General features: G+C 58.5%; 24 protein-coding genes and 1 tRNA gene. 13 read left to right on the top strand and 12 right to left on the bottom strand.

Annotated features, from left to right (window positions below; genetic code table 11):
• Positions 1 to 76: 76 nt before the first annotated feature.
• The 10 genes from murI (at position 77) to AKU79_RS19520 (ending at position 8,117) form a co-directional block, all read left to right on the top strand.
• Entirely contained in the window at positions 77 to 889 is an 813-nt protein-coding gene (gene murI, locus AKU79_RS12165; RefSeq protein WP_050523850.1) for a glutamate racemase, read from the top strand.
• An 87-nt stretch (positions 890 to 976) separates the two neighbouring features.
• On the top strand, positions 977 to 1,420 hold the full coding sequence (gene ccmE / locus AKU79_RS12170) for a cytochrome c maturation protein CcmE (protein WP_050523851.1): 444 nt from the start codon (positions 977 to 979) through the stop codon (positions 1,418 to 1,420).
• 77 nt (positions 1,421 to 1,497) lie between these two features.
• Positions 1,498 to 2,109: a holin-associated N-acetylmuramidase gene (locus AKU79_RS12175; protein ID WP_050523852.1), complete on the top strand. Its 612-nt coding sequence runs from the start codon at positions 1,498 to 1,500 to the stop codon at positions 2,107 to 2,109.
• Positions 2,100 to 2,582, top strand: coding sequence for a holin family protein (locus tag AKU79_RS12180; RefSeq protein WP_050523853.1), 483 nt, complete (start codon positions 2,100 to 2,102; stop codon positions 2,580 to 2,582). The genes AKU79_RS12175 and AKU79_RS12180 overlap by 10 nt, the downstream gene beginning before the upstream one ends.
• Positions 2,583 to 2,706: 124 nt before the next feature.
• Entirely contained in the window at positions 2,707 to 4,449 is a 1,743-nt protein-coding gene (argS, locus tag AKU79_RS12185; RefSeq protein WP_050523854.1) for an arginine--tRNA ligase, read from the top strand.
• A gap of 69 nt (positions 4,450 to 4,518) precedes the next feature.
• Positions 4,519 to 5,451, top strand: coding sequence for an SPOR domain-containing protein (locus AKU79_RS12190; protein WP_050523855.1), 933 nt, complete (start codon positions 4,519 to 4,521; stop codon positions 5,449 to 5,451).
• Positions 5,448 to 6,476 (top strand): beta-N-acetylhexosaminidase, encoded by a 1,029-nt coding sequence (gene nagZ, locus AKU79_RS12195; RefSeq protein WP_050523856.1) that lies wholly within the window; start codon positions 5,448 to 5,450, stop codon positions 6,474 to 6,476. The genes AKU79_RS12190 and nagZ overlap by 4 nt, the downstream gene beginning before the upstream one ends.
• Positions 6,477 to 6,480: 4 nt before the next feature.
• Positions 6,481 to 7,290, top strand: coding sequence for a segregation and condensation protein A (locus AKU79_RS12200; protein ID WP_050523857.1), 810 nt, complete (start codon positions 6,481 to 6,483; stop codon positions 7,288 to 7,290).
• Positions 7,287 to 7,919 carry an SMC-Scp complex subunit ScpB gene (scpB, locus tag AKU79_RS12205; protein ID WP_050523858.1) on the top strand — a complete coding sequence of 211 codons (633 nt, stop codon included), beginning with the start codon at positions 7,287 to 7,289 and terminating at the stop codon, positions 7,917 to 7,919. Before AKU79_RS12200 ends, scpB begins: the two co-directional genes overlap by 4 nt.
• 21 nt (positions 7,920 to 7,940) lie before the next feature.
• Positions 7,941 to 8,117, top strand: coding sequence for a hypothetical protein (locus AKU79_RS19520; protein WP_197087309.1), 177 nt, complete (start codon positions 7,941 to 7,943; stop codon positions 8,115 to 8,117).
• On the opposite strand, the gene AKU79_RS12215 is transcribed toward AKU79_RS19520, so the two are convergent.
• From AKU79_RS12215 to AKU79_RS12250, 9 genes are all read right to left on the bottom strand, one after another.
• Positions 8,106 to 8,564 (bottom strand): hypothetical protein, encoded by a 459-nt coding sequence (locus tag AKU79_RS12215; protein WP_050523860.1) that lies wholly within the window; start codon positions 8,562 to 8,564, stop codon positions 8,106 to 8,108. The two genes, AKU79_RS19520 and AKU79_RS12215, sit on opposite strands and share 12 nt — an antisense overlap.
• A gap of 48 nt (positions 8,565 to 8,612) precedes the next feature.
• The gene (locus tag AKU79_RS12220; RefSeq protein WP_050523912.1) at positions 8,613 to 9,692 is read right to left on the bottom strand and encodes a 2'-deoxycytidine 5'-triphosphate deaminase; all 1,080 of its coding nucleotides are present in this window, start codon (positions 9,690 to 9,692) and stop codon (positions 8,613 to 8,615) included.
• Between the two features lie 77 nt (positions 9,693 to 9,769).
• Positions 9,770 to 9,846 (bottom strand) — tRNA-Pro (locus AKU79_RS12225).
• 64 nt (positions 9,847 to 9,910) lie between these two features.
• Positions 9,911 to 10,777, bottom strand: coding sequence for a MerR family transcriptional regulator (locus AKU79_RS18970; RefSeq protein ID WP_082224019.1), 867 nt, complete (start codon positions 10,775 to 10,777; stop codon positions 9,911 to 9,913).
• Positions 10,778 to 10,802: 25 nt separating this feature from the next.
• Positions 10,803 to 11,105, bottom strand: a complete 303-nt coding sequence (gene ihfA / locus AKU79_RS12235; protein WP_050523861.1) for an integration host factor subunit alpha — start codon at positions 11,103 to 11,105, stop codon at positions 10,803 to 10,805.
• A 101-nt stretch (positions 11,106 to 11,206) separates the two neighbouring features.
• Positions 11,207 to 12,181: a beta-ketoacyl-ACP synthase III gene (locus AKU79_RS12240; RefSeq protein ID WP_050523862.1), complete on the bottom strand. Its 975-nt coding sequence runs from the start codon at positions 12,179 to 12,181 to the stop codon at positions 11,207 to 11,209.
• Positions 12,178 to 13,311: a phosphate acyltransferase PlsX gene (plsX, locus tag AKU79_RS12245; protein WP_082224020.1), complete on the bottom strand. Its 1,134-nt coding sequence runs from the start codon at positions 13,309 to 13,311 to the stop codon at positions 12,178 to 12,180. Before plsX ends, AKU79_RS12240 begins: the two co-directional genes overlap by 4 nt.
• A 23-nt stretch (positions 13,312 to 13,334) precedes the next feature.
• On the bottom strand, positions 13,335 to 13,541 hold the full coding sequence (rpmF, locus tag AKU79_RS18975; protein WP_082224021.1) for a 50S ribosomal protein L32: 207 nt from the start codon (positions 13,539 to 13,541) through the stop codon (positions 13,335 to 13,337).
• Positions 13,542 to 13,715: 174 nt separating this feature from the next.
• The gene (locus tag AKU79_RS12250; protein WP_050523864.1) at positions 13,716 to 14,306 is read right to left on the bottom strand and encodes a YceD family protein; all 591 of its coding nucleotides are present in this window, start codon (positions 14,304 to 14,306) and stop codon (positions 13,716 to 13,718) included.
• A 169-nt stretch (positions 14,307 to 14,475) separates the two neighbouring features.
• Here AKU79_RS12250 and AKU79_RS12255 point away from each other — a divergent pair, with 169 nt between their 5' ends.
• Both AKU79_RS12255 and AKU79_RS12260 read left to right on the top strand, forming a co-directional pair.
• Positions 14,476 to 14,943 (top strand): outer membrane protein assembly factor BamE, encoded by a 468-nt coding sequence (locus AKU79_RS12255; RefSeq protein ID WP_082224022.1) that lies wholly within the window; start codon positions 14,476 to 14,478, stop codon positions 14,941 to 14,943.
• A gap of 299 nt (positions 14,944 to 15,242) precedes the next feature.
• Positions 15,243 to 15,986 (top strand): GNAT family N-acetyltransferase, encoded by a 744-nt coding sequence (locus tag AKU79_RS12260; RefSeq protein ID WP_156209698.1) that lies wholly within the window; start codon positions 15,243 to 15,245, stop codon positions 15,984 to 15,986.
• Here the strand turns inward: AKU79_RS12260 and AKU79_RS12265 are convergent.
• From AKU79_RS12265 to AKU79_RS12270, 3 genes are all read right to left on the bottom strand, one after another.
• The gene (locus AKU79_RS12265; RefSeq protein ID WP_050523865.1) at positions 15,983 to 16,360 is read right to left on the bottom strand and encodes a TfoX/Sxy family protein; all 378 of its coding nucleotides are present in this window, start codon (positions 16,358 to 16,360) and stop codon (positions 15,983 to 15,985) included. The genes AKU79_RS12260 and AKU79_RS12265 overlap by 4 nt on opposite strands.
• Positions 16,361 to 16,421: 61 nt before the next feature.
• Positions 16,422 to 16,550, bottom strand: coding sequence for a hypothetical protein (locus AKU79_RS19885; RefSeq protein ID WP_269430776.1), 129 nt, complete (start codon positions 16,548 to 16,550; stop codon positions 16,422 to 16,424).
• Positions 16,551 to 16,785: 235 nt separating this feature from the next.
• Positions 16,786 to 17,220, bottom strand: a complete 435-nt coding sequence (locus tag AKU79_RS12270; RefSeq protein WP_050523866.1) for an Rrf2 family transcriptional regulator — start codon at positions 17,218 to 17,220, stop codon at positions 16,786 to 16,788.
• Positions 17,221 to 17,508: 288 nt separating this feature from the next.
• On the opposite strand from AKU79_RS12270, the gene AKU79_RS12275 reads away from it, so the two are divergent.
• Positions 17,509 to 19,917 (top strand): glycogen/starch/alpha-glucan phosphorylase, encoded by a 2,409-nt coding sequence (locus AKU79_RS12275; RefSeq protein WP_231580160.1) that lies wholly within the window; start codon positions 17,509 to 17,511, stop codon positions 19,915 to 19,917.
• Positions 19,918 to 19,939: the final 22 nt, after the last annotated feature.

The following is a 19,939-nucleotide window of genomic DNA, read 5'->3' on the forward strand; positions in this document are numbered from 1 at the left end:
GCGCCCTTGCAACAGGGTCTATGCTCAGTCGATCCATTGGGGGGCGCGGTTCCCCCAAACCATAAAGGGCAAGACGATGGCAGTTGGGGTTTTTGATAGTGGTCTGGGCGGTCTGACGGTGTTGGATGCGTTGGTAAAACGTATGCCGGATCAGGCGTTTATCTATCTGGGCGACAATGCCAACGCGCCCTACGGTACCCGCACCGCCGAGGACATTTATAACCTGACCTGTGCTGCGACCGAACGGCTTTGGGCCGAAGGCTGTGATCTGGTGATCTTGGCCTGCAACACCGCATCAGCTGCGGCGCTAAAGCGGATGCAGGAAACATGGCTGCCCGCAAATAAGCGCGTCTTGGGGGTTTTCGTTCCAATGATTGAGGCTGTGACAGAACGCCAATGGGGTGACAACTCGCCCCCGCGTGAGGTGGATGTGAAACATGTAGCGCTTTTTGCCACGCCTGCCACTGTGGCCAGTCGCGCCTTTCAACGCGAATTGGCCTATCGCGCGATTGGTGTGGATGTCGAGGCGCAACCCTGCGGCGGTGTGGTCGACGCGCTAGAGCAAGGCGATGAGATGCTGGCCGAGGCCTTGGTACACAGCCATGTCGAGGCATTGCTGCGCCGGATGCCCAAACCGCAGGCGGCCGTTTTGGGGTGCACCCATTACCCCTTGGTCGAGGCCGCCTTTGCCGATGCTTTGGGTAAGGATGTCAAAGTCTATTCGCAGCCGAAACTGGTTGCCGACGCGCTTGCCGATTATCTGAACCGCAGACCCGAAATGAAAGGGGCGGGGGGCGAGTCAAAGTTCCTGACCACAGGCGACCCGAAACGTGTAAGCAGCAAGGCCACCCAATTCCTGCGCCGGAAGATCAGTTTTGAGGCGGCATAGGCGGCTGCTACACTACGCCCCATGCCCCCCTGTGTTCGGATGTGGTAAATTCCTGTCAATGAATCAGTGCCGAATCCCGGAGAGACTATGAAAAGCCTGAAGAAAAAGCGTCGGATACAAGTTATCGTATTGGCCTTTGTTGCACTGGCCATTTCCACGGGTCTGATAGGCTACGGCTTGCGCGACGGTATCAATTTCTTTCGCGCGCCGGCTCAGGTGGCCTCTGACCCGCCGCCAGAAAATGAAACCTTTCGCCTTGGTGGGCTGGTTGCCGAAGGGTCAATTGTGCGTGGGCAGGGCGAAACAGTCACCTTTAGCGTGACCGATGGCGCGGCGACGATTCCGGTGTCCTTCACCGGTATTCTGCCCGATCTGTTTGATGAAAACCAAGGCATGGTTGGCACGGGCAAGCTGGTGAACGGCGTGTTTCAGGCCAGCGAGATTTTGGCCAAGCATGATGAAAGCTATATGCCCAAAGAGGTGATTGACGCGTTGAAAGACCAAGGTGTCTACGTAGCACCGAACGGTTGATTTGCGCGGATTTAAGCAAGATTAACCCACTCTGACCGCCAAGCCGGGGGCTGTTTCCCCGGCGTAGGAGGCCAGAGATGCAAACAGTCCAAGAGATTGCCCAAGACATCATCGCCCGAGAAGGCGGTTTTGTGAATGACGCCGATGATCCGGGTGGTGCCACGAAATACGGTGTAACCATTCACACGTTGCAACGGTTGGGCGTCGATGTGAATGGCGATGGCGCGGTAGATGTGGCCGATGTCAAAGCCCTTGATCACGTTCAAGCCGTTGATATTTATATAGAACACTATTTCAAACGCCCTGGCATCGGCCAACTGCCCGAGGTGCTGCAAGCCTCGGTCTTTGATATGATGGTGAATGCCGGCAATAACGCAGTAAAGCTGCTGCAACGCTTGCTGACCGATATGGGGTTTGCGTGCATTCCCGATGGCGCAATCGGGCCACAAACCATCAGTGCCGCCCAACGCGCGTTTGAGGCCGCCCCCGGCCATATCGCCGATGCCTATGCGATCGCGCGGCGCAATTACTACTACCGCCTTGCCGATGCCCGCCCCGCCAGCCGCAAATATGCGCGCAAGTTGGATGGCGGCAAAGGCGGCTGGATCACGCGGGCCGAGGAATTCATGGACCCGAAATACCGGCTGACCAATGCCGAACACAGCAAACGGGTGGCGGCATGGGGGTGATTTCAAACCTGTTCGGCGGCGCAAATGCGGTGGCATCAATTGGCGGCGCGGTGCGTGATGTGGCCGAGGTGTTCACGCCCTCCGCCACCAAACAATTGGAGCTTTCGGCCGAGGCGCAAATGGCGGCGCTCCGCCAGCTTGGCGCCGAATATGCCGATCCGGGGTTGGGCTGGTTTGACCGGATGGTGAACGGGCTGAACCGCCTGCCGCGGCCCATGCTGGCCTTTGGCACTTTGGGGTTGTTCGTCTATGCGATGGTTGAACCTGTCAGTTTCGGCGAACGTATGATCGGGCTCAATCTGGTGCCAGACCCGCTGTGGTGGTTGCTGGGCGCAGTCGTCGGGTTTTACTTTGGCGCGCGCGAGGCACATTATTTTCGCCGTACTGGCCCCGCCGTTCCTGCGCCATCCGATCCGGTGACAATCGACGCCGAGCCGAACCCGGCCCTGGCCGATTGGCGCGGTAAAACCTAGACCGCCGCGATATTTCATCGAAATATCCCTTGCTGACCCCTGTCGCACCTATGCTTGGTGCGGCGGGGCATTGACCCTGCGCTTGGGCTCTGGCATCCCAGTCCTGATCCAAAGGACGGGACTGATGAACCTTTTTTCTGATATTCGCACGCTTGTACTGGCTGAACTTGACTCAATGATGCAGGCGGGCGACTTGCCCGGCGGGCTGGAACTGGCTGCCGTAGCCGTTGAACCACCGCGCGATGCCAGCCACGGCGATATGGCGACCAATGCCGCGATGGTACTGGCCAAACCCGCAGGCATGGCCCCGCGTGCGATTGCTGAAAAACTGGCAGCGCGCCTGAAAACAGACCCGCGCATCGCATCGGTTGAGGTGGCAGGACCGGGGTTCTTGAACCTGTCCTTGGTGCCAGCCATTTGGGCCGATTTGCTGGCCGCTACCTTGCAAGAAGGGGCTGATTGCGGTCGCGGCGCTATTGGCGCGGGCGTCAAGGTCAACATCGAATTTGTCTCGGCCAACCCGACCGGCCCGATGCATGTGGGCCATGTGCGCGGTGCAGTGTTCGGCGATGCGCTGGCACGGCTTTTGGATTTTGCCGGCTATGACGTAACGCGCGAATATTACATCAACGATGGTGGCGCGCAGGTCGATGTTCTGGCCCGTTCCGCCTATGAACGCTACCGCGAGGCGATAGGGCTAGAGCCTGAAATCCGCGAAGGTCTTTACCCCGGTGATTACCTGATTCCCGTGGGCGAGGCGATGAAGGCCAAATGGGGCGAAAGCCTTTTGGACCAACCCGAAGAGGTCTGGCTGGAAGACGTGCGCAACTTTGCGACCGAAATGATGATGCAGATGATCCGCGAGGATCTGGCCGCCTTGAACGTGCAGATGGATGTCTACTCATCCGAAAAGGCGCTCTATGGCACTGGCCAGATCGAAGCCGCGATCAACACCCTGCGCGACATGGGCCTGATTTATGAAGGCACGCTAGAGCCGCCAAAAGGCAAGTTGCCCGATGATTGGGAAGCGCGTGAACAGACCTTGTTCCGCAGCACCGCGCATGGTGATGATGTTGACCGTCCGGTGATGAAATCGGATGGCGCGTGGACCTATTTCGCACCTGATATTGCCTATCATTACAACAAGGTACAGCGCGGCTTTGATCAGCTGATCGACATTTTCGGCGCCGATCATGGTGGCTATGTCAAGCGGATGAAGGCAGCCGTGTCGGCCCTGTCGGGTGGCAAGGTTCCGCTGGATATCAAGTTGATCCAGCTGGTGAAACTGTGGAAAAACGGCGAGCCCTTTAAAATGTCGAAACGGGCAGGGACGTTTGTCACCCTGCGCGATGTCGTTGAACAGGTTGGCGCCGATGTGACCCGCTTTGTCATGCTGACCCGCAAAAATGACGCGCCCTTGGATTTCGACTTTGCCAAGGTGCTGGAACAATCCAAAGACAACCCTGTGTTCTACGTCCAATACGCCAATGCGCGCATCAACTCGGTCATGCGCAAGGCGATCGCGGCCGGCGTGGCTGTCGATGATGCCAGCCTTGCGGCTGCTGATCTGACACAACTGAACAACGCGGCCGAGATCAATCTTGCGAAAAAGATTGCCGAATGGCCGCGTCTGGTAGAAATCGCCGCCCGCGGGAATGAGCCGCACCGTGTCGCCTTTTACCTCTACGAGCTGGCCTCGGACCTGCACGGATTGTGGAACCGCGCCAAGGATGAACCGGAATTGCGCTTTGTTCAGGATGATCCTGCAACAACACAAGTAAAAATTGCCCTTGCGCGGGCAACAGGCGTTGTGATTTCTGCCGGACTCGCTATTTTGGGCGTCACACCGGTTGAGGAAATGCGCTGATACAAGCGGCCGCTGGTGTGCAAACAGGCAAGACAGCGTAGGTTAATCCCTGCGCAGTGAGGCAAGAGCATGGCAGACTTTGAATTCGACAGCGGTGAGGGCGCACCAGTTGGGTTGGCCGGGCGCACGACCCGCATCATGTCCATTGTGGGGGCGTTAACCTCAGTCGCATTGGTGGTGGGGATGGCCTATTGGGGCTATCGGCTTGCTGTGCGCGATGTGACCGGTATTCCGGTTGTGCGCGCGCTTGAAGGGCCGATGCGGGTTTCGCCCGATGATCCGGGGGGCGTGATTGCCGATCACCAAGGGTTATCCGTCAACGCAGTCGCAGCCGAAGGCGGTGCCTCGGCACCGGCAGATCAGCTTGTTCTGGCTCCGGCTCCGATTGGCCTTAGCGATGATGACCCGACTGCCAGCATGGTGGCGACGGCCCCCGATGGTTCGGCCCCCTTGCAGACGGCGGATGCGCCGCCCGTCACCGATGTCGACGAATCCGGTGCCAACACATTGCAAATAGTCGGCTTCGATGAAAACACCGATGTTTCGGCCCTTGCCGATGCGCTGAGCGAAGGTGCCGTACCGCTTTCTGCAGATATTGATATCACGCTGAATACCGATCCTGCGCCGGTCGTTTCCTTGCCCAAAGGGGCATTGGCCGAATCGCCAAGGCCACGCGCGCGTCCGTTTGGCGTGGTCGTCGCGGCAGCAGCAGCGCCGGTCAGCAAGGAAATCAGCGGCGAGGGACTGGCCTCTGGCACGCGGCTGGTGCAACTCGGCGCTTTTGACAGTGAAGAGATTGCGCGCAACGAATGGGATCGGCTTGCCGGCAAATTCGCGGATTTGCTGACCGATAAAACGCGCATCGTACAGGCGGCGCAAAGCGGGGGGCGAACCTTCTACCGTTTGCGCGCATTGGGCTTTGAAGACGAAGCAGATTCCCGCCGCTTTTGTTCGGCCTTGGTGGCAGAACGCGCGGCATGTATCCCCGTGGCCGTGCGATGAGCGCGTCAATTTGCGCGACCATTCTGGGGTGTCTCGGGCCAGTGCTGACCGCGCGTGAGGCTGCGTTTTTTCGCGCGGCCAATCCGTGGGGCTTTATCCTTTTTGCCCGAAATGTCGAAAGCCCGGCGCAGCTGCGCGATTTGACAGCAGATCTGCGGGATAGCGTTGGCCGCGATGCCCCGATTTTCATCGATCAGGAAGGTGGGCGCGTACAGAGGATGCGGGCGCCGCATTGGACCGAATGGTTGCCGCCGCTGGATATGGTTGAAATCGTGACCGCGCACGCACCACAAGGGCAGGGCCTTGCTGCCGCCTGCCGCGCTATGGAATTGCGCTACCGCATCATCGCAGCCGAGCTGCGCGGCGTCGGCATTGACGCAAACTGCGCGCCTTGCCTTGATGTCGCCAGCGCCCAAACTCATGATTTTCTGCGCAACCGCTGCTTTTCAGATAGCGCCGAAGTCGTGGCACAGCTTGGCCGTGCCGCGGCCAATGGCCATTTGGCGGGCGGCGTGTTGCCGGTGGTCAAACATATGCCGGGCCACGGCCGCGCGCAGCTTGACAGCCACAAGGCCTTGCCCACCGTGACGGCCACGCGTGCTGAGCTGGAGGCCCATGATTTTGTGCCCTTCAAGGCGCTGAATGACCTGCCGATGGCGATGACCGCGCATATCATCTACACTGATATTGACGCCGGACAGCCCGCTACGACCTCGGCCAAAATGGTAGATGTTATGCGCAATGAGATCGGCTTTGGTGGTCTGATCATGTCGGATGACCTGTCGATGAACGCGCTTTCGGGCAGCTTGGGCGAACGCGCAAGCGCGACCATTGCGGTCGGCATCGATCTTGCGCTGCATTGCAACGGTGACCCTGCCGAAATGGCGGCAGTTGTTGCCGGTGCAGGCACGATGACCACCGCTGCCATGGCCCGTGCTACCCATGCCCTTGCCGCCCGCCGCATCCCCGAAACAGTTGACATTGCCGCCCTGCAAGCCGACCTTTCGGGCTATATCAGCGGGTAGGGCGATGGCAGAGGATTGGGCCGAAGGGCAAACTGGGGCGCAAGAAAAGCTAAGCATCGCCGAACGGCTTGCCGCCGAGGCGCTGATCGTTGATGTCGACGGTTTCGAAGGCCCGCTTGACCTGCTGCTTACCCTGAGCCGCACCCAAAAGGTTGATCTGCGCAAAATATCTGTGCTGCAGCTGGCCGAACAATATCTGCTTTTTGTCAACAAAGCCGGTGCTTTACGTATTGAGCTTGCTGCGGATTATCTGGTGATGGCGGCCTGGCTTGCCTATCTGAAATCACGGTTGTTGCTGCCGCCCGATCCCACCGACGAAGGCCCCAGCGCCGAAGACCTCGCCGCGCATTTGGCCTTTCAGCTGGAACGCCTGCAAGCGATGCGCGAAGCCGCCGCACAGTTGATGGCCCGCGACCAAAAGGGCCGCGATTTCTTTGCCCGTGGCCTGCCCGAAGATGTAACCCGCCGCAAAAAGATCAGCTATTCCGCAACCTTGCTTGATTTGATGCAGGCCTATGCCCGCATCCGAACCCGCGATGATTTCCGCCCCTTTGTCATGGATCGCAAGAATATCTTTACCATGGAAGAGGCGCTTGAACGTCTGCGCGGCATGCTTGGCTATGCTGGCCAATGGACCGACCTGACCAGCTGGCTGCCCCCGGGCTGGGAAACCAACCCGGCACGCCGCCGTTCGGCCACCGCTGCGCATTTCGCCGCCATTCTGGAACTGGCCAAAGCGGGCCAGCTAGAGGTGCGGCAAGGCGAAACCTTTGCGCCGATTCAGGTACGCAAACGCGAAGGGGGCCGCGCATGACGACCAATGACAGCCTGTTTGCTGCCCCGCCACAGGCCGAACAGGAACGCATGATCGAGGCCGTGCTTTTTGCCAGCGCCGAGCCTGTGACACTGGCCGAACTGATCGCCCGCCTGCCGCATGGCTGTGATGCCGCCGAGGCGCTGGTTACGCTGCGCAGACGCTATGAAGGGCGCGGCGTGCAGCTGGTAAAGGTGGGTGATGCCTATGCCTTTCGCACTGCGCCAGACCTAGGCCACCTGATGCACAAGGAATCGGTCGAGGCGCGCAAACTGTCACGCGCAGCGATCGAAACGCTTGCCATCGTTGCCTATCACCAACCCGTCACCCGCGCCGAGATCGAGGAAATTCGCGGCGTCGCCGTATCGCGCGGCACCGTCGATCAGTTGATCGAGCTGGAATGGATTCGCTTTGGCCGCCGCCGTATGACGCCGGGCCGGCCGATTACCTTTGTCGTGACCGAGGGGTTTCTTGATCATTTTGGCCTCGAATCCGCCCGCGATTTGCCGGGGCTCAAGGAACTGCGCGCGGCAGGCTTGCTCGATAACCGCCCAAGTTTCGCGCCTTCCAACCCACAAGATGACGATGACGAAGACCAGTCAGGCCAAAGCGAATTGTTTGAAGATTAATCCGTGGACCGCATCATAAACATGCTTATCAATCAGGTTGTTCGCCGCTTTGTGACTATCGGTGTGAAAAAGGGCATCAACCATTTCGCAGCAAAGGGTAAACCTGTGCAACCTGGCCAACCGCACACCAATGCGGCGCGCGAAACTGCCAAGCGTGCCCGCCAAGCCGCCAAAATTACGCGTCGTTTAGGGCGTTAAGCGCATCCCGAAAATCTGGTCTTGCACTGCAAGCACTTCGGGCGGCAACGCGTCCAGCGGGTACAGATTGGACCCACGCGAAAAGCTGTTAACGTTGGAAATGCTCCACTCTACCTGAACTTGGTGGCCGGCATGTGGCGCGCCTTGCTGCAGGCTAAGGTCTGTCGCTACGGCCTTAACCGCCGCCCCGATCAAACCAATTTGCGCCGGATCCAATGGCACAACCTTATCCTCTTCCTCTGGCGTGGCCGAGGTGAAAATCCGCATTCCGTCCTCAAACATCTCCATAACTTGCGCAGATTTGGGCTCGTCCTCCTCACCCTCAGGCCAAAGCATGAAATACAGGTTCAGCTCGGCCGGCGCATCGGGTGCGGGCAAATCATCCGTTTGCGCCGCAAGGGGCAGGGCGCTGGCAAGCAAAAGGCAAAGGGCGAATATGTGTTTCATAACGCCACATTTGCCGAGGCGATGCGAAAAAGCAAATGACAAATCGCGTCAGCGGGGCATCTGGAAATGTTTGGACAATTTCAGCCCTTGGCCCTGATAATTCGACGCAATTCCAGTGCCATAGAGCGCCTCGGGCCGTGCGGCCATACGCTCGTACACCAGCCGCCCCACCACCTGCCCGTGCTCAAGCACAAAGGGCGCCTCGTGGCAGCGTACCTCTAGCACGCCGCGCGACCCCGCACCGCCTGCTTGCGCCCAACCAAAACCGGGGTCAAAAAAGCCCGCGTAATGCACCCGAAACTCGCCCACCATCGCCAGATAGGGCGCCATTTCGGCAGCATAATCCGGGGGGATCGTCACAGTCTCGCGGCTGACCAAAATATAGAAGGCACCGGGGTCAAGGATAATGCGGCCGTCACGGCTGCGCACATCTTCCCAGAAATCACGCGCAGGGTAATGGCCGATACGGTCAAGGTCGATCACACCGGTATGCGGTTTGGCGCGAAACCCGATCAGATCATCGTGGCCCGCCTGCAAGTCGACCGAAAAGCCCAAACCCTCAGAAATCACCGCATTACCCGAAACCAGCGGCTCGGATGCGTGCAGCGCGGTCAGCGCAGCGTCATCCAGCACCGATTGACCGTCGCGAAACCGGATCTGGTTCAGCCGCATTCCGGGGCGCACCAGCACGGAAAAGCTGCGCGGGCAAACCTCGGCATAAAGCGGGCCGTCATAGCCGGGCGCAATTCGGTCAAACTCCACCCCGCCATCGGTGATCGTGCGGGTCAGCAAATCCAACCGGCCGGTTGATGATTTTGCATTCGCCACCGCCGTCAGCCCTTTTGGCAGCGTAAAACGCTCCATCAAGGGAATCACATAGACGCAGCCTTTTTCCAACACAGCACCATTCGACAGGTCAACGCGGTGCATCTCAAACTCGGCTATCCGCTCGGCCACGGTGCGACCGTGCCCTGCCAGAAATGACGCGCGCACGCGGTAAGCCACAGTACCCAAACGCAAATCCAGGCTGGCAGGTTGAATCTGGTCGGCCCGCACATCTGGCGTTGCGGCAATCGCGCCACTGTCGATCAACCCGCGCAGGGTTTGGGATGGCAAAACTCCGGTCATCGTCATCTCCTCCGCAAGGTCGCCAGAAACAGAACCGCCCGCGCCTGTATTAAACAGGGCGGGCGGGCTCTGGTAAATGGTCGGGCTAGCGAGATTCGAACTCACGACCTTTCGTCCCCCAGACGAACGCGCTACCATGCTGCGCTATAGCCCGACACTGGCGCTTTCATACCGATATTCCGGGCAGGGGCAAGCCTGAAAGTGCCATTTGCGCGGATTTAGCGGCGCGGTACCCGACCCAAATCACCGACCCGATTGCGCAGCGCCTCTAATCGCTGGACCAGCACCTTCACTTGCGGAGCGCGCGCACCAAACGCACCCCGATACAAAGGGCGCAATTCGGCAGGCAACCATTCGGCGTGGATTTCCGAGACATCCATCGCGGGCAATTCGGGTATGGCAGGCTTTGCCTCCGGCGCGGCGTCGGGGCTAGGCGTGTCATCTGGTGGGGGGGCATCCGGCATTGCGTCTTGATCCAGCATTTCCGCCACAGCCTTTGTGGCTAGGTCTTGGCCTGCGTCATCCTCAGCATAGGTACTATCCTCGGCATCCAGAAAAATATTGTTGGCCTCTGCAGCGTCCTCTGCCTCACCGTCCGATTCTACCTCTGGCAAAGTATCTGGCTGCGGCTCGTCTTCCGGCGCAAATGGCAGTTCTGGTGCAGCATCGTCTGACGTTGCCGAAACGGCAACAGGTTCTGCAGGCGTGGCGCTTGGCGCAGGTTTTTTCTTTGGAAACAACGGAATAGGCTCGGCCACCCGCGGCTCTGGTTCTGGCTCGGGCGCGATGTCCAATTCGGCATCGTCATAGCCATCTTCGTCGGATAGGCCCGAAACATGCCTGACCCCTTGCTCGCGCAGTACTTTTTGCACCCCGCGAATGGTCAGCCCTTGGTCGTGCAACAGCTTGCGAATGCCGGTCAGCAGATCAACATCAGCAGGCCGGTAATACCTGCGGCCTCCCGCACGCTTTACAGGTTTGATTTGTGGAAAACGACTTTCCCAAAACCGCAGAACATGGGCCGGTGTGTCCAGAAGTTCCGCCACCTCGCTGATTGTGCGAAAGGCATCGGGCGATTTATCCATCAGTTTTCCTCAGTCTCGGGTGCGCTCAGGCCTTGGCGCCAGCCGCGACTCGATCTTTCATCAGATGCGAGGGGCGGAAGGTCAAAACGCGGCGCGGGCTAATCGGCACTTCGTCACCCGTTTTGGGATTGCGGCCCACACGTGCGGTTTTGTCACGAATGGAAAACGTTCCAAAGGATGAGATCTTAACTGTTTCACCGGATGCCAAAGCATCTGACAAATGTGCCAAAACGCTTTCCACCAATTGCGACGATTCATTGCGTGACAAGCCTACTTCGCGAAACACAGCTTCGCTCAGGTCCATACGCGTTAAGGTTTTTTCACTCATTCTGTTCCCCCGGGTTTTTCAAAAGGATGCGCGGTTTGAAAACTCAAGTCAATATCAGAGACTTGCACCAAGGTCTTGCAATGCGAAATTAAGGTAAAACCTTACCAGCGCAGAACCACGGCGCCCCACGCCAGGCCACCGCCAATCGCCTCGGCCACCAACAGGTCGCCTTGCTTGATCTGGCCACGCGCCACCCCGACCGACAGCGCCAGCGGAATCGACGCGGCCGAGGTGTTGCCGTGATCTTGCACGGTCAAAACCACCCGCTCCATCGGTACTTCCATACGGGCGGCGGTTGCCGAAATGATCCGCAGATTGGCCTGATGCGGTACAATCCAATCCACATCGGGGCCGGAAAGCCCAATTTTTTCCAACGCGGCATGGGCGGTTTCTGCCAGTTTTTCAACGGCTTGCCGGAATAGCGGGTTGCCTTGCATCCGCAACTTGCCCGATTGACCGTTCGTCGAGACACCACCATCGACATAAAGCATATCTTTGTGGCGCCCGTCCGAATTCAAATCGGCCGCCAGCACACCCCGGTCGCTGATCGCGCCGGTGCCGGTCTCGGCCTCTAAAATCAAAGCCCCCGCACCATCGCCAAACAGCACACAGGTGGAACGGTCGGTCCAATCCATAATCCGGCTAAAGGTTTCGGCGCCGATCACCAAAACGCGTTTGGCCTGACCGGCAAGAATCAGCGCATTGGCGGTGCTCAGCGCAAAAACAAACCCCGCACAAACCGCCTGCACGTCAAAGCCAAAGCCCCGCGTCATGCCCAATTTGCCCTGCACCATCGTCGCGACTGACGGAAATGTCAGGTCGGGGGTCGAGGTTGCAACCACAATCGCGTCAATATCATCGGGCAAAAAACCGGCACTTTTCAGCGCCATTTCAGCAGCTTTGGTGGCCAGATCAGACGTGGTTTCCCCCTCGGCCGCGAAATGCCGCCGCTCAATGCCTGACCGGCTGCGAATCCATTCGTCCGACGTGTCAAGGCTCGCCTCGAACTCGGAATTCGGCACAACGCGTGCAGGCAAGTAATGCCCGACGCCTTTTACAACGGCACGAATCGTCATGTTAGCTCACCATCCTTTGAAACCACGTCCCGACCCTCAGGCTGCCCTGTGCGGCCTGCCGTTGCAACACGTGCGGCCAAACGTTCGGTAAACCCCGATTTGGCCAGATCAAAGGCCAGCTTCAACGCCGCCGCAACGCCGGTCGCATCGGCCGAGCCATGCGATTTAACCACTGTGCCATTTAGCCCAAGGAAAACGCCGCCATTCACCCGCCGCGGGTCAATCCGCTTTTGCAGCCGCCGCAGCGCTCCCATCGCCAGCAAAGCCCCGATTTTGGACAAGATAGAAGAGCCAAGCGCCTCGCGCATGAAATCCGAAATCAGCTTTGCCGTGCCTTCGCCGGTTTTCAACGCGATATTGCCGTTGAACCCGTCGGTCACGATCACATCCACGCGGTCACTGGGAATATCGCCGCCTTCAACGAAACCGACGAAATCGAAATCGCCCACAGCAGCCAGCGCGGGCATTTGCTCAAACGCTTGCTTCAGCTCGGGGCGGCCTTTGTTTTCTTCGGTGCCGACATTCAGCAACCCGACGCGCGGACGCTTCAGGTTTAACCCGTTGCGGGCATAAGATGCCCCCATCGTCGCAAATTGCAGCAAGTCTTCGGGGTCGGCCTTAACATCGGCGCCAACGTCTAACATTACGTTAAACCCGCCGGGGTTGCGCGACGGCCAAAGGCAGGCAATGGCCGGCCGTGTCACACCGGGCAAGCGGCGCAAGCGAATCATCGAAATTGCCATCAGCGCACCGGTATTGCCGCAAGAAACGGCAACCGTCGCCTCACCTTGTTTAACGCTTTCAATGCAAGACCACATCGAGGTGCCTTCACCATTGCGCATCACCTGCGATGGCTTGTCCTCCATTGTCACCACACGCGGGGCGTGGCGCAACGTACAACGCCCGGCAAGGGCCGGGTGTTTGGCAACCAAAGGCGTTAAGACGGCCTCATCGCCATGCAAAATGAACCCGATTGCCGGGTTCTTTTCTGCAGAGAACACAAGACCTGCAACAACAGCTGCAGGTCCACGGTCGCCGCCCATAGCATCAACTGAAATAACAATAAGTTGACCGCTTTGCCCCAAGGGGGATGTACCGGTCGCCACGTTTGTGTGGGTGCTTATCGTCATACGTCAGGCGAGTGACAAACGGCTTACGCCGCGTCCTCGTCAAGATCGATTTCTTCGGTCGAGGCAATAACTTCGCGTGCGTCATAGTGACCGCATGCGCCACAAACGTGGTGCGGGCGCTTCAACTCGCCGCAGTTAGAGCATTCTGCTGGGTTAGACGCTACCAAAGCATCGTGTGCACGACGCATGTTGCGCTTGGATTTAGTGACTTTGTTCTGCGGGACAGCCATGTCTCGACCTCGGGTTACTGAGGGCTAATGCCCTGATTTTCCTTTGGGATCTGGCAGTAACTCACATGTATGAGCGCGTCTGATCCACGATGTAAACGAGCGCGGAACATACTGGGATTCTGCGCATGTGCAAGCCCTTTCTGTCGCACAAGTCAAACCTGCGCGGCAACCGCTTTATTCTGCTTCATTTTCAGGCTTTTCCAGCTTGGCCTTCAGCGCGGCCAGCCCGGCAAACGGCTTTAGATCAGAATCACGCAGTGGCGCCGTGCCGGGGGCCGTAAACTCGGACACGTCCAAAACCGCCCCTTCGGCACGTGGAAACGGGGGGAGGGCCAGCGACAACGCCTCAACCGCCACATGGCCTACATCAATCACCTCGGTCAGTGCCTCGGTGGTGTCGTCGTCGATTTCGACCTCGTCGCCTTTGGGGTTTTCCCAATTCGCCAGATAAACCCGCGCCACCGGCTCGCTGATCGTCGTTACCACAGGGGCAAGGGTCACGGCGCAGGGTTGCTCGACCACAGCCGTCAACACGGCCTCAAGCGCGAAATCATGCCGGCCTTTTGGCGCAATCATTCCGGCAAACTGTAACTTGCTGATGGCAGTAATGCCCAGATACTCGGCAATCGCTGCCCGCATCTTGGCATTCGGGGTCAGGTCAAACCGGCTGGGCTTGCGGCTTGACAGGCTGGCCACCCGATACTCTTCGCTGAACGGAATGGCCGCAATGCCCTCGTCGCCGGTCCGATGATGGTTTTGTGTCATTCTGGGTCCTTTTCTGTAATCTGGCAGCTTTTACATGCCCGATTGGTATTCGGCGGCATCCTTAATGCGTTCCTTTCTTGAACAGAAGCCTATCCTTCTGTAAGCCAAAGGCAACGCCGGAAATCCGGATCGGGATACGGGGCTTGTGCCTCATAGGCAAGAGGGTGCGATGGAAGTGCAGGCAGGCAAGATGAAAACGCGGTTCGTGCAAGTGGTCATGGCAGGGTGCATTGTTCTGCTATCGGCATGTTCCGCGATCTATCGCAACCACGGATATGTGCCAACCGACCTAGAGTTGGAGCCGGTAAAAGTGGGTGTATCGACACAAGAAGATGTCGCCGCGACAATCGGTCGGCCCTCGGCTGCGGGTCTTTTGAACGATACCGGCTGGTACTATGTTCAAAGCCGTTTCATGCAAAAAGGCCCCAACGCGCCCGAAGAAATCGACCGTAAAGTCCTTGCGATTACGTTTGATAAGCGTGGAGTCGTTGAAAATATCGAGCGTTTTGGTCTGGCCGAAGGCCGCGTCGTTGCCTTGTCACGCCGCGTGACCGACACCAATATCAAAGGTGTTGGCTTCTTGCGTCAGCTGTTCAGCAGCGTCGGCAGGCTGCGTGCCAAAGACATCGTGAAATAACAACCCCGTCAGGGCGGTTCATTCTGAAAAGGGCTGACGCGCTACCGCTTCAGCCCTTTTTGCTGTCTGCTGCAAGGGCGATGCAACCGACAACGCGAAATGCGGCTGCATCGTTGCCCCGATTGCGTCCATTCCGCTTGGGCAAATGATTCGCCATCGCACCGGCCGCGCCTGCCATTTTGCAGCCCCGCGGCGCGACTCTGCCTTGCATCACAGCGCGGCTGCCCGCATATTTGCACGCACCGGCGCCATTATTTACCAGGAACGGCAAACCAATTTCGGGCCAAAGGATTCTCTCGGTGCTGCAGCTGCGCAAAGGCCACTACCTAAGTCGGGCAGCCACAAGCCACACCGACCTGGCAGCGGCCCTTGCCTTGCGTCAACGCTGTTTTGCCCCGTCTGCCGCAGTAATCGACGCGCCCGCCGAACCTGACAGCTATGATGCCCGCTGCAGCCAGATCATCGTCGAAGATATCCGGACGGCTACGGTAGTTTGCTGCTTTCGGGTGATGTATCTGGAAACCGCCGCCAGCCTGCCGAACAGCTATTCGGCGCAGTTTTACGATTTATCCGCGCTTGCGCAGTTTCAAGGGCCGATGCTGGAAATTGGCCGCTTCTGTTTGCACCCCGATCATCATGACCCCGATATATTACGCATGGCTTGGGGTGCGCTGACCCAATGGGTCGATGCTGCAGGGGTGCGCCTGCTGTTTGGTTGCAGCTCTTTCGCAGGGGATGATCCGCGCCTGCACTTGAATGCCTTTTGCTTGCTGCACGCAAAACACGCGGCCCCCAGCCAGTGGCGGCCCAAGGCCAAAGCCCCCGAGATTTTCGATTTCGCCAAAGAGCTGAAAGGCCTAGCGCCAGTCACTGGCCAAAATGGCGTGCCGCCGCTGCTGCGCACCTATTTGCTTATGGGCGGCTGGGTCAGCGATCACGCGGTTTATGACCGGCAGATGCAGACCATGCATGTCTTTACCGCTGTCGAGATCGCGGCAATCCCGCCTGCACGCGTGCGGCTGCTACGGGCTGTCGCGGGTTAGGGCTTGGGCTTGGGCTTGCGCTCAACCACGCCCAAGAAATCCAGTGCCGCCTCAAGCGCGCTGTTTCTATCGCCCGCGCTTGCAGCTTGCGCCTTTAAACCATCAAAAATTTTGCGCAACGCGGCTTTTTCGGCGCCGGCGCAATCATTCCACGGGCGGCCTTGCAGCCCCATCACCATTGCATAATAGCCAATGAAATGCGGCCTGACGCCTGTGCGCAGCAACGCCAGATAGGCGGTATCGGCCCCCATGGCCCGCAATTGCGCGGCCGAGGTGATGCCCGCCTTGGCAAAGGCCGCTTCGGTTGCTGGCCCCAGATTCGGAATGCTGGAAATTGAAGTGCTGTCTGTGACATGTGCTGGCGGCAAGGTCATTCCCCGTTTTCCGCCAAGGTTAGCCTGACCCGAAGGTCAGGCCAACTGATTTAAGTGGGGCTTAGATCGACGCCCAGTCGCGAAAGACCGTCTGGCCTTGTTGCTGGCTGCCGCTTGGGGTTTGACCCTGCTGCTGCGAAGTCGGGGCAGGGGTGCTGCCTTGTTGCGGGGTCACTGGTGATTTCGTCATGCTCTGTTTCCATCTGTGACGACTGTCTTGCAACAGCCAGATCACTAAAGTTTTAAGGGCTCTCGCGGCCGATCAATGACCACAAAAAGGCAAGTTTGCGGCGACTTAATCCGGCCAAACCAAAGCCGCAAGGGGGAGTTTTCCCAAAAAACAAAAGCACTCTGAAACCGGTTGGAAATAGGCGAAATCCAGCCGTGCCCGATGCAAAAACGCAACAGACCGTCAGGCCCGGTATTTAGGCCACCATCAACAAGCGCTTCAGCTCGGTGTTGTTTTTGGTAAGGTCGGCTACAGTATAGCGGTTCAAGGCAGTGTAAAACGCATCCAGCGCCTCGGAAAAAGCGGATTTCAGGCTGCAGCAATCTACCAACGGGCAATTGCCCTTATCTGCTTCCATACATTCGGTCAGCGGCACATCGCCTTCAAAGGTACGCACAACCTCGCCCACCTGCAGTTCCGCCGGATCGCGTTGCAGCACCAACCCCCCGGACCGGCCGCGCACCGTGGTAATCAGCCCCGCCAGCGCCAGCTTGTGAATGACCTGCGCCAAATGGTTTTCCGACGCATTGCACGCCTCGGCGATTTCGTTTTTGCGCACCACGCGGCCTTTGTTCACGGCGCAAAACATCAAAGTACGCATTGCAAGGTTTGTCCGAACGGTCAGTCTCATCATTTGCCCCCATCTGATCCGCTGCAAGGCTAACGTGGTCCAATCGGGGCTGCCATGATCTAGATCAGTGAGTCTTTGCTGCAACATTATTGGACCGCTTGCCCAAATTTTGGCTCAGTTTTGGGCTACGAGGCATCATGCGTTGACAATGTTAGCGCTATCATACAACAGAGCAATGAAACATTTGGCAGTGTTGCTGCGACCTCTTGTCCAATTTGGGGCGAATGTCCACTCTGCAGCAGCACAGCAATTGCCCCCCAGAAGGGCGATCAATACAGGATACGACACGTGAACAAGCCATTGAACCCTCAGACAACCGCCGTGCCCAGCCTCAAGGCCGGCGCTCTGCGTGACGATGTGTTGCGCCATCTTATCTTTACGCTTGGCAAAGATGCCGACCACGCCAGCCGCTATGATTGGCGTATGGCCCTGTCCTTTGCCATTCGCGATCATGTGGTGGCGCCTTGGTTCACCTCGACCCGCCGAACCTGGGCCGAGGGGCGCAAGCGGGTTTACTATCTGTCGATGGAATTTCTGATCGGCCGCATCCTGGAAGATGCTGCAATGAACCTTGGTCTCGACCAAGAGGCGCATGACGTCATGGCCTCATTCGGCCAGGACTACCGCGCCTTGATCGAGGATGAGCCGGATGCGGCCCTTGGCAACGGTGGCCTTGGCCGCTTGGCCGCCTGCTTTATGGAAAGCATGGCCACCGTCGGTTGCCCCGCTTACGGTTACGGCATTCGCTATGAACACGGTCTGTTCCGCCAGCGGTTTGAAAGCGGCTATCAGGTTGAAACCCCCGAAGACTGGCTTTCGCAATCCAACCCGTGGGAATTTGCTCGCCCCGAGGCCGCCTATACCATCCCCTTCAAAGGCCATATGAACGGCAATGTCTGGACGCCGGGCGAAACCGTGATCGCCTCGGCCTATGATATGCCGGTGGTCGGCTGGCAAGGCAAATGGGCCAACACCCTGCGCCTGTGGGGGGCCAAAGCCACCACCCAGTTTGATCTGGAGCGCTTTAACCGTGGCGATTATGCCGCCGCCGCCGAACCCGAGGCACTGGCCCGCACCCTGTCACGCGTGCTTTATCCGGATGATACGACCTATCAAGGCAAAGAGCTGCGGCTAAAGCAGGAATTTTTCCTGACCTCTGCCGCCTTGCAAGATATCATCCGCCGCCACACGGCTGCGGGGCTCGATATACGGGCCTTGCCGAATTATGTCGCGGTGCAGATGAACGACACGCACCCCGCCATCGCAGGGCCGGAACTGATCCGCCTGCTGGTCGATGAACACGGGTTGCCGTTTGATGAGGCGCTGAAAACCACTCAGGCCTGCCTTGGCTATACCAACCACACCTTGCTGCCCGAGGCGCTGGAAAAATGGGCCACCTTTACCTTTGGCACCGTACTGCCGCGCCACATGCAGATTGTCGAGCAGATCGACAGCGCACACCGCCGCGCCCACCCCAACCGCCCGCATTATGTGGGCATCGTCAAACACCACGAAGTGCGGATGGGCGAGCTGGCCTTTATCACCGCGCATAAGGTGAACGGCGTTTCGGCGCTGCACTCGGATCTGGTCAAGCAAAACCTGTTCCCCGAGTTGAACGCACTGCACCCCGGCCGCATCATCAACCAGACCAATGGCGTTACACCGCGCCGCTGGCTGCGCATGGCCAACCGCCCGCTGGCTGGCCTGATCACCGATACCATCGGCGCAGGCTGGGAAGACAACCTCGACCGGTTGAAAGAGCTGGAACCCCATGTCCAAGACGCAGGTTTCCGCAACGCCTTTGACGCGGCCAAGCGCAAGAACAAAGCCGCGCTGACCAACTGGCTGGCATCTGATTGCGGCGTCAAGGTGAACCCCGATGCGCTGTTTGACGTGCAGATCAAGAGGATCCACGAATATAAGCGGCAGTTGCTGAACATACTGGAAACCATCGCCCAATATCAGGCCATCAAGGCCAATCCGAATGGCAACTGGGTGCCACGCGTCAAAATCTTTGGTGGCAAGGCCGCGCCGGGCTATTTCGTCGCCAAAGAAATTATCCACCTTATCAATGATGTGGCGAACGTTGTTAACAATGATCCTCAGGTCGGCGACTTGCTGAAAGTCGTTTATCCAGCGAACTATAACGTCTCGATGGCAGAACGGCTTATTCCTGCTTCTGACCTGTCCGAACAAATCTCGACCGCCGGCAAAGAGGCGTCGGGCACCGGCAACATGAAATTCATGATGAACGGTGCGCCAACCATTGGTACGCTTGATGGTGCGAATGTCGAAATTCTGGAACATGTCGGCGCCGACAACTTCTTCCTCTTTGGCCTGACCGCCGCCGAGGTTGTCACCCGCCGCGAAAACCCGGATCACGCGCGCGCAGCGATTGAGGCAAGCCCGGTTTTGCAAGCCGTGCTGCAAGCCATTGCCGAAGGCCAGTTTTCGCCCGATCAAACCGATCGCTACCACGATCTGGTGCATCGCGTCTGGCATCATGACTACTTCCTTGTCGCCGCCGATTTCGATTCATACCGCGCCGCGCAAGCAAATGTTGACACAGCCTTTGCCAATCGCGAACACTGGGTGAAAATGGCGGCAATGAACACGGCGCGTTCGGGCTTCTTCTCATCCGACCGAACGATCCGCAGCTACATGGCAGATATCTGGTCTGTTGAACCTGCCCTGTAACGGGGCACCAAAGGGGGACTAT

This window comes from Pseudorhodobacter wandonensis (genome assembly GCF_001202035.1).
GTDB lineage: Bacteria > Pseudomonadota > Alphaproteobacteria > Rhodobacterales > Rhodobacteraceae > Pseudorhodobacter > Pseudorhodobacter wandonensis.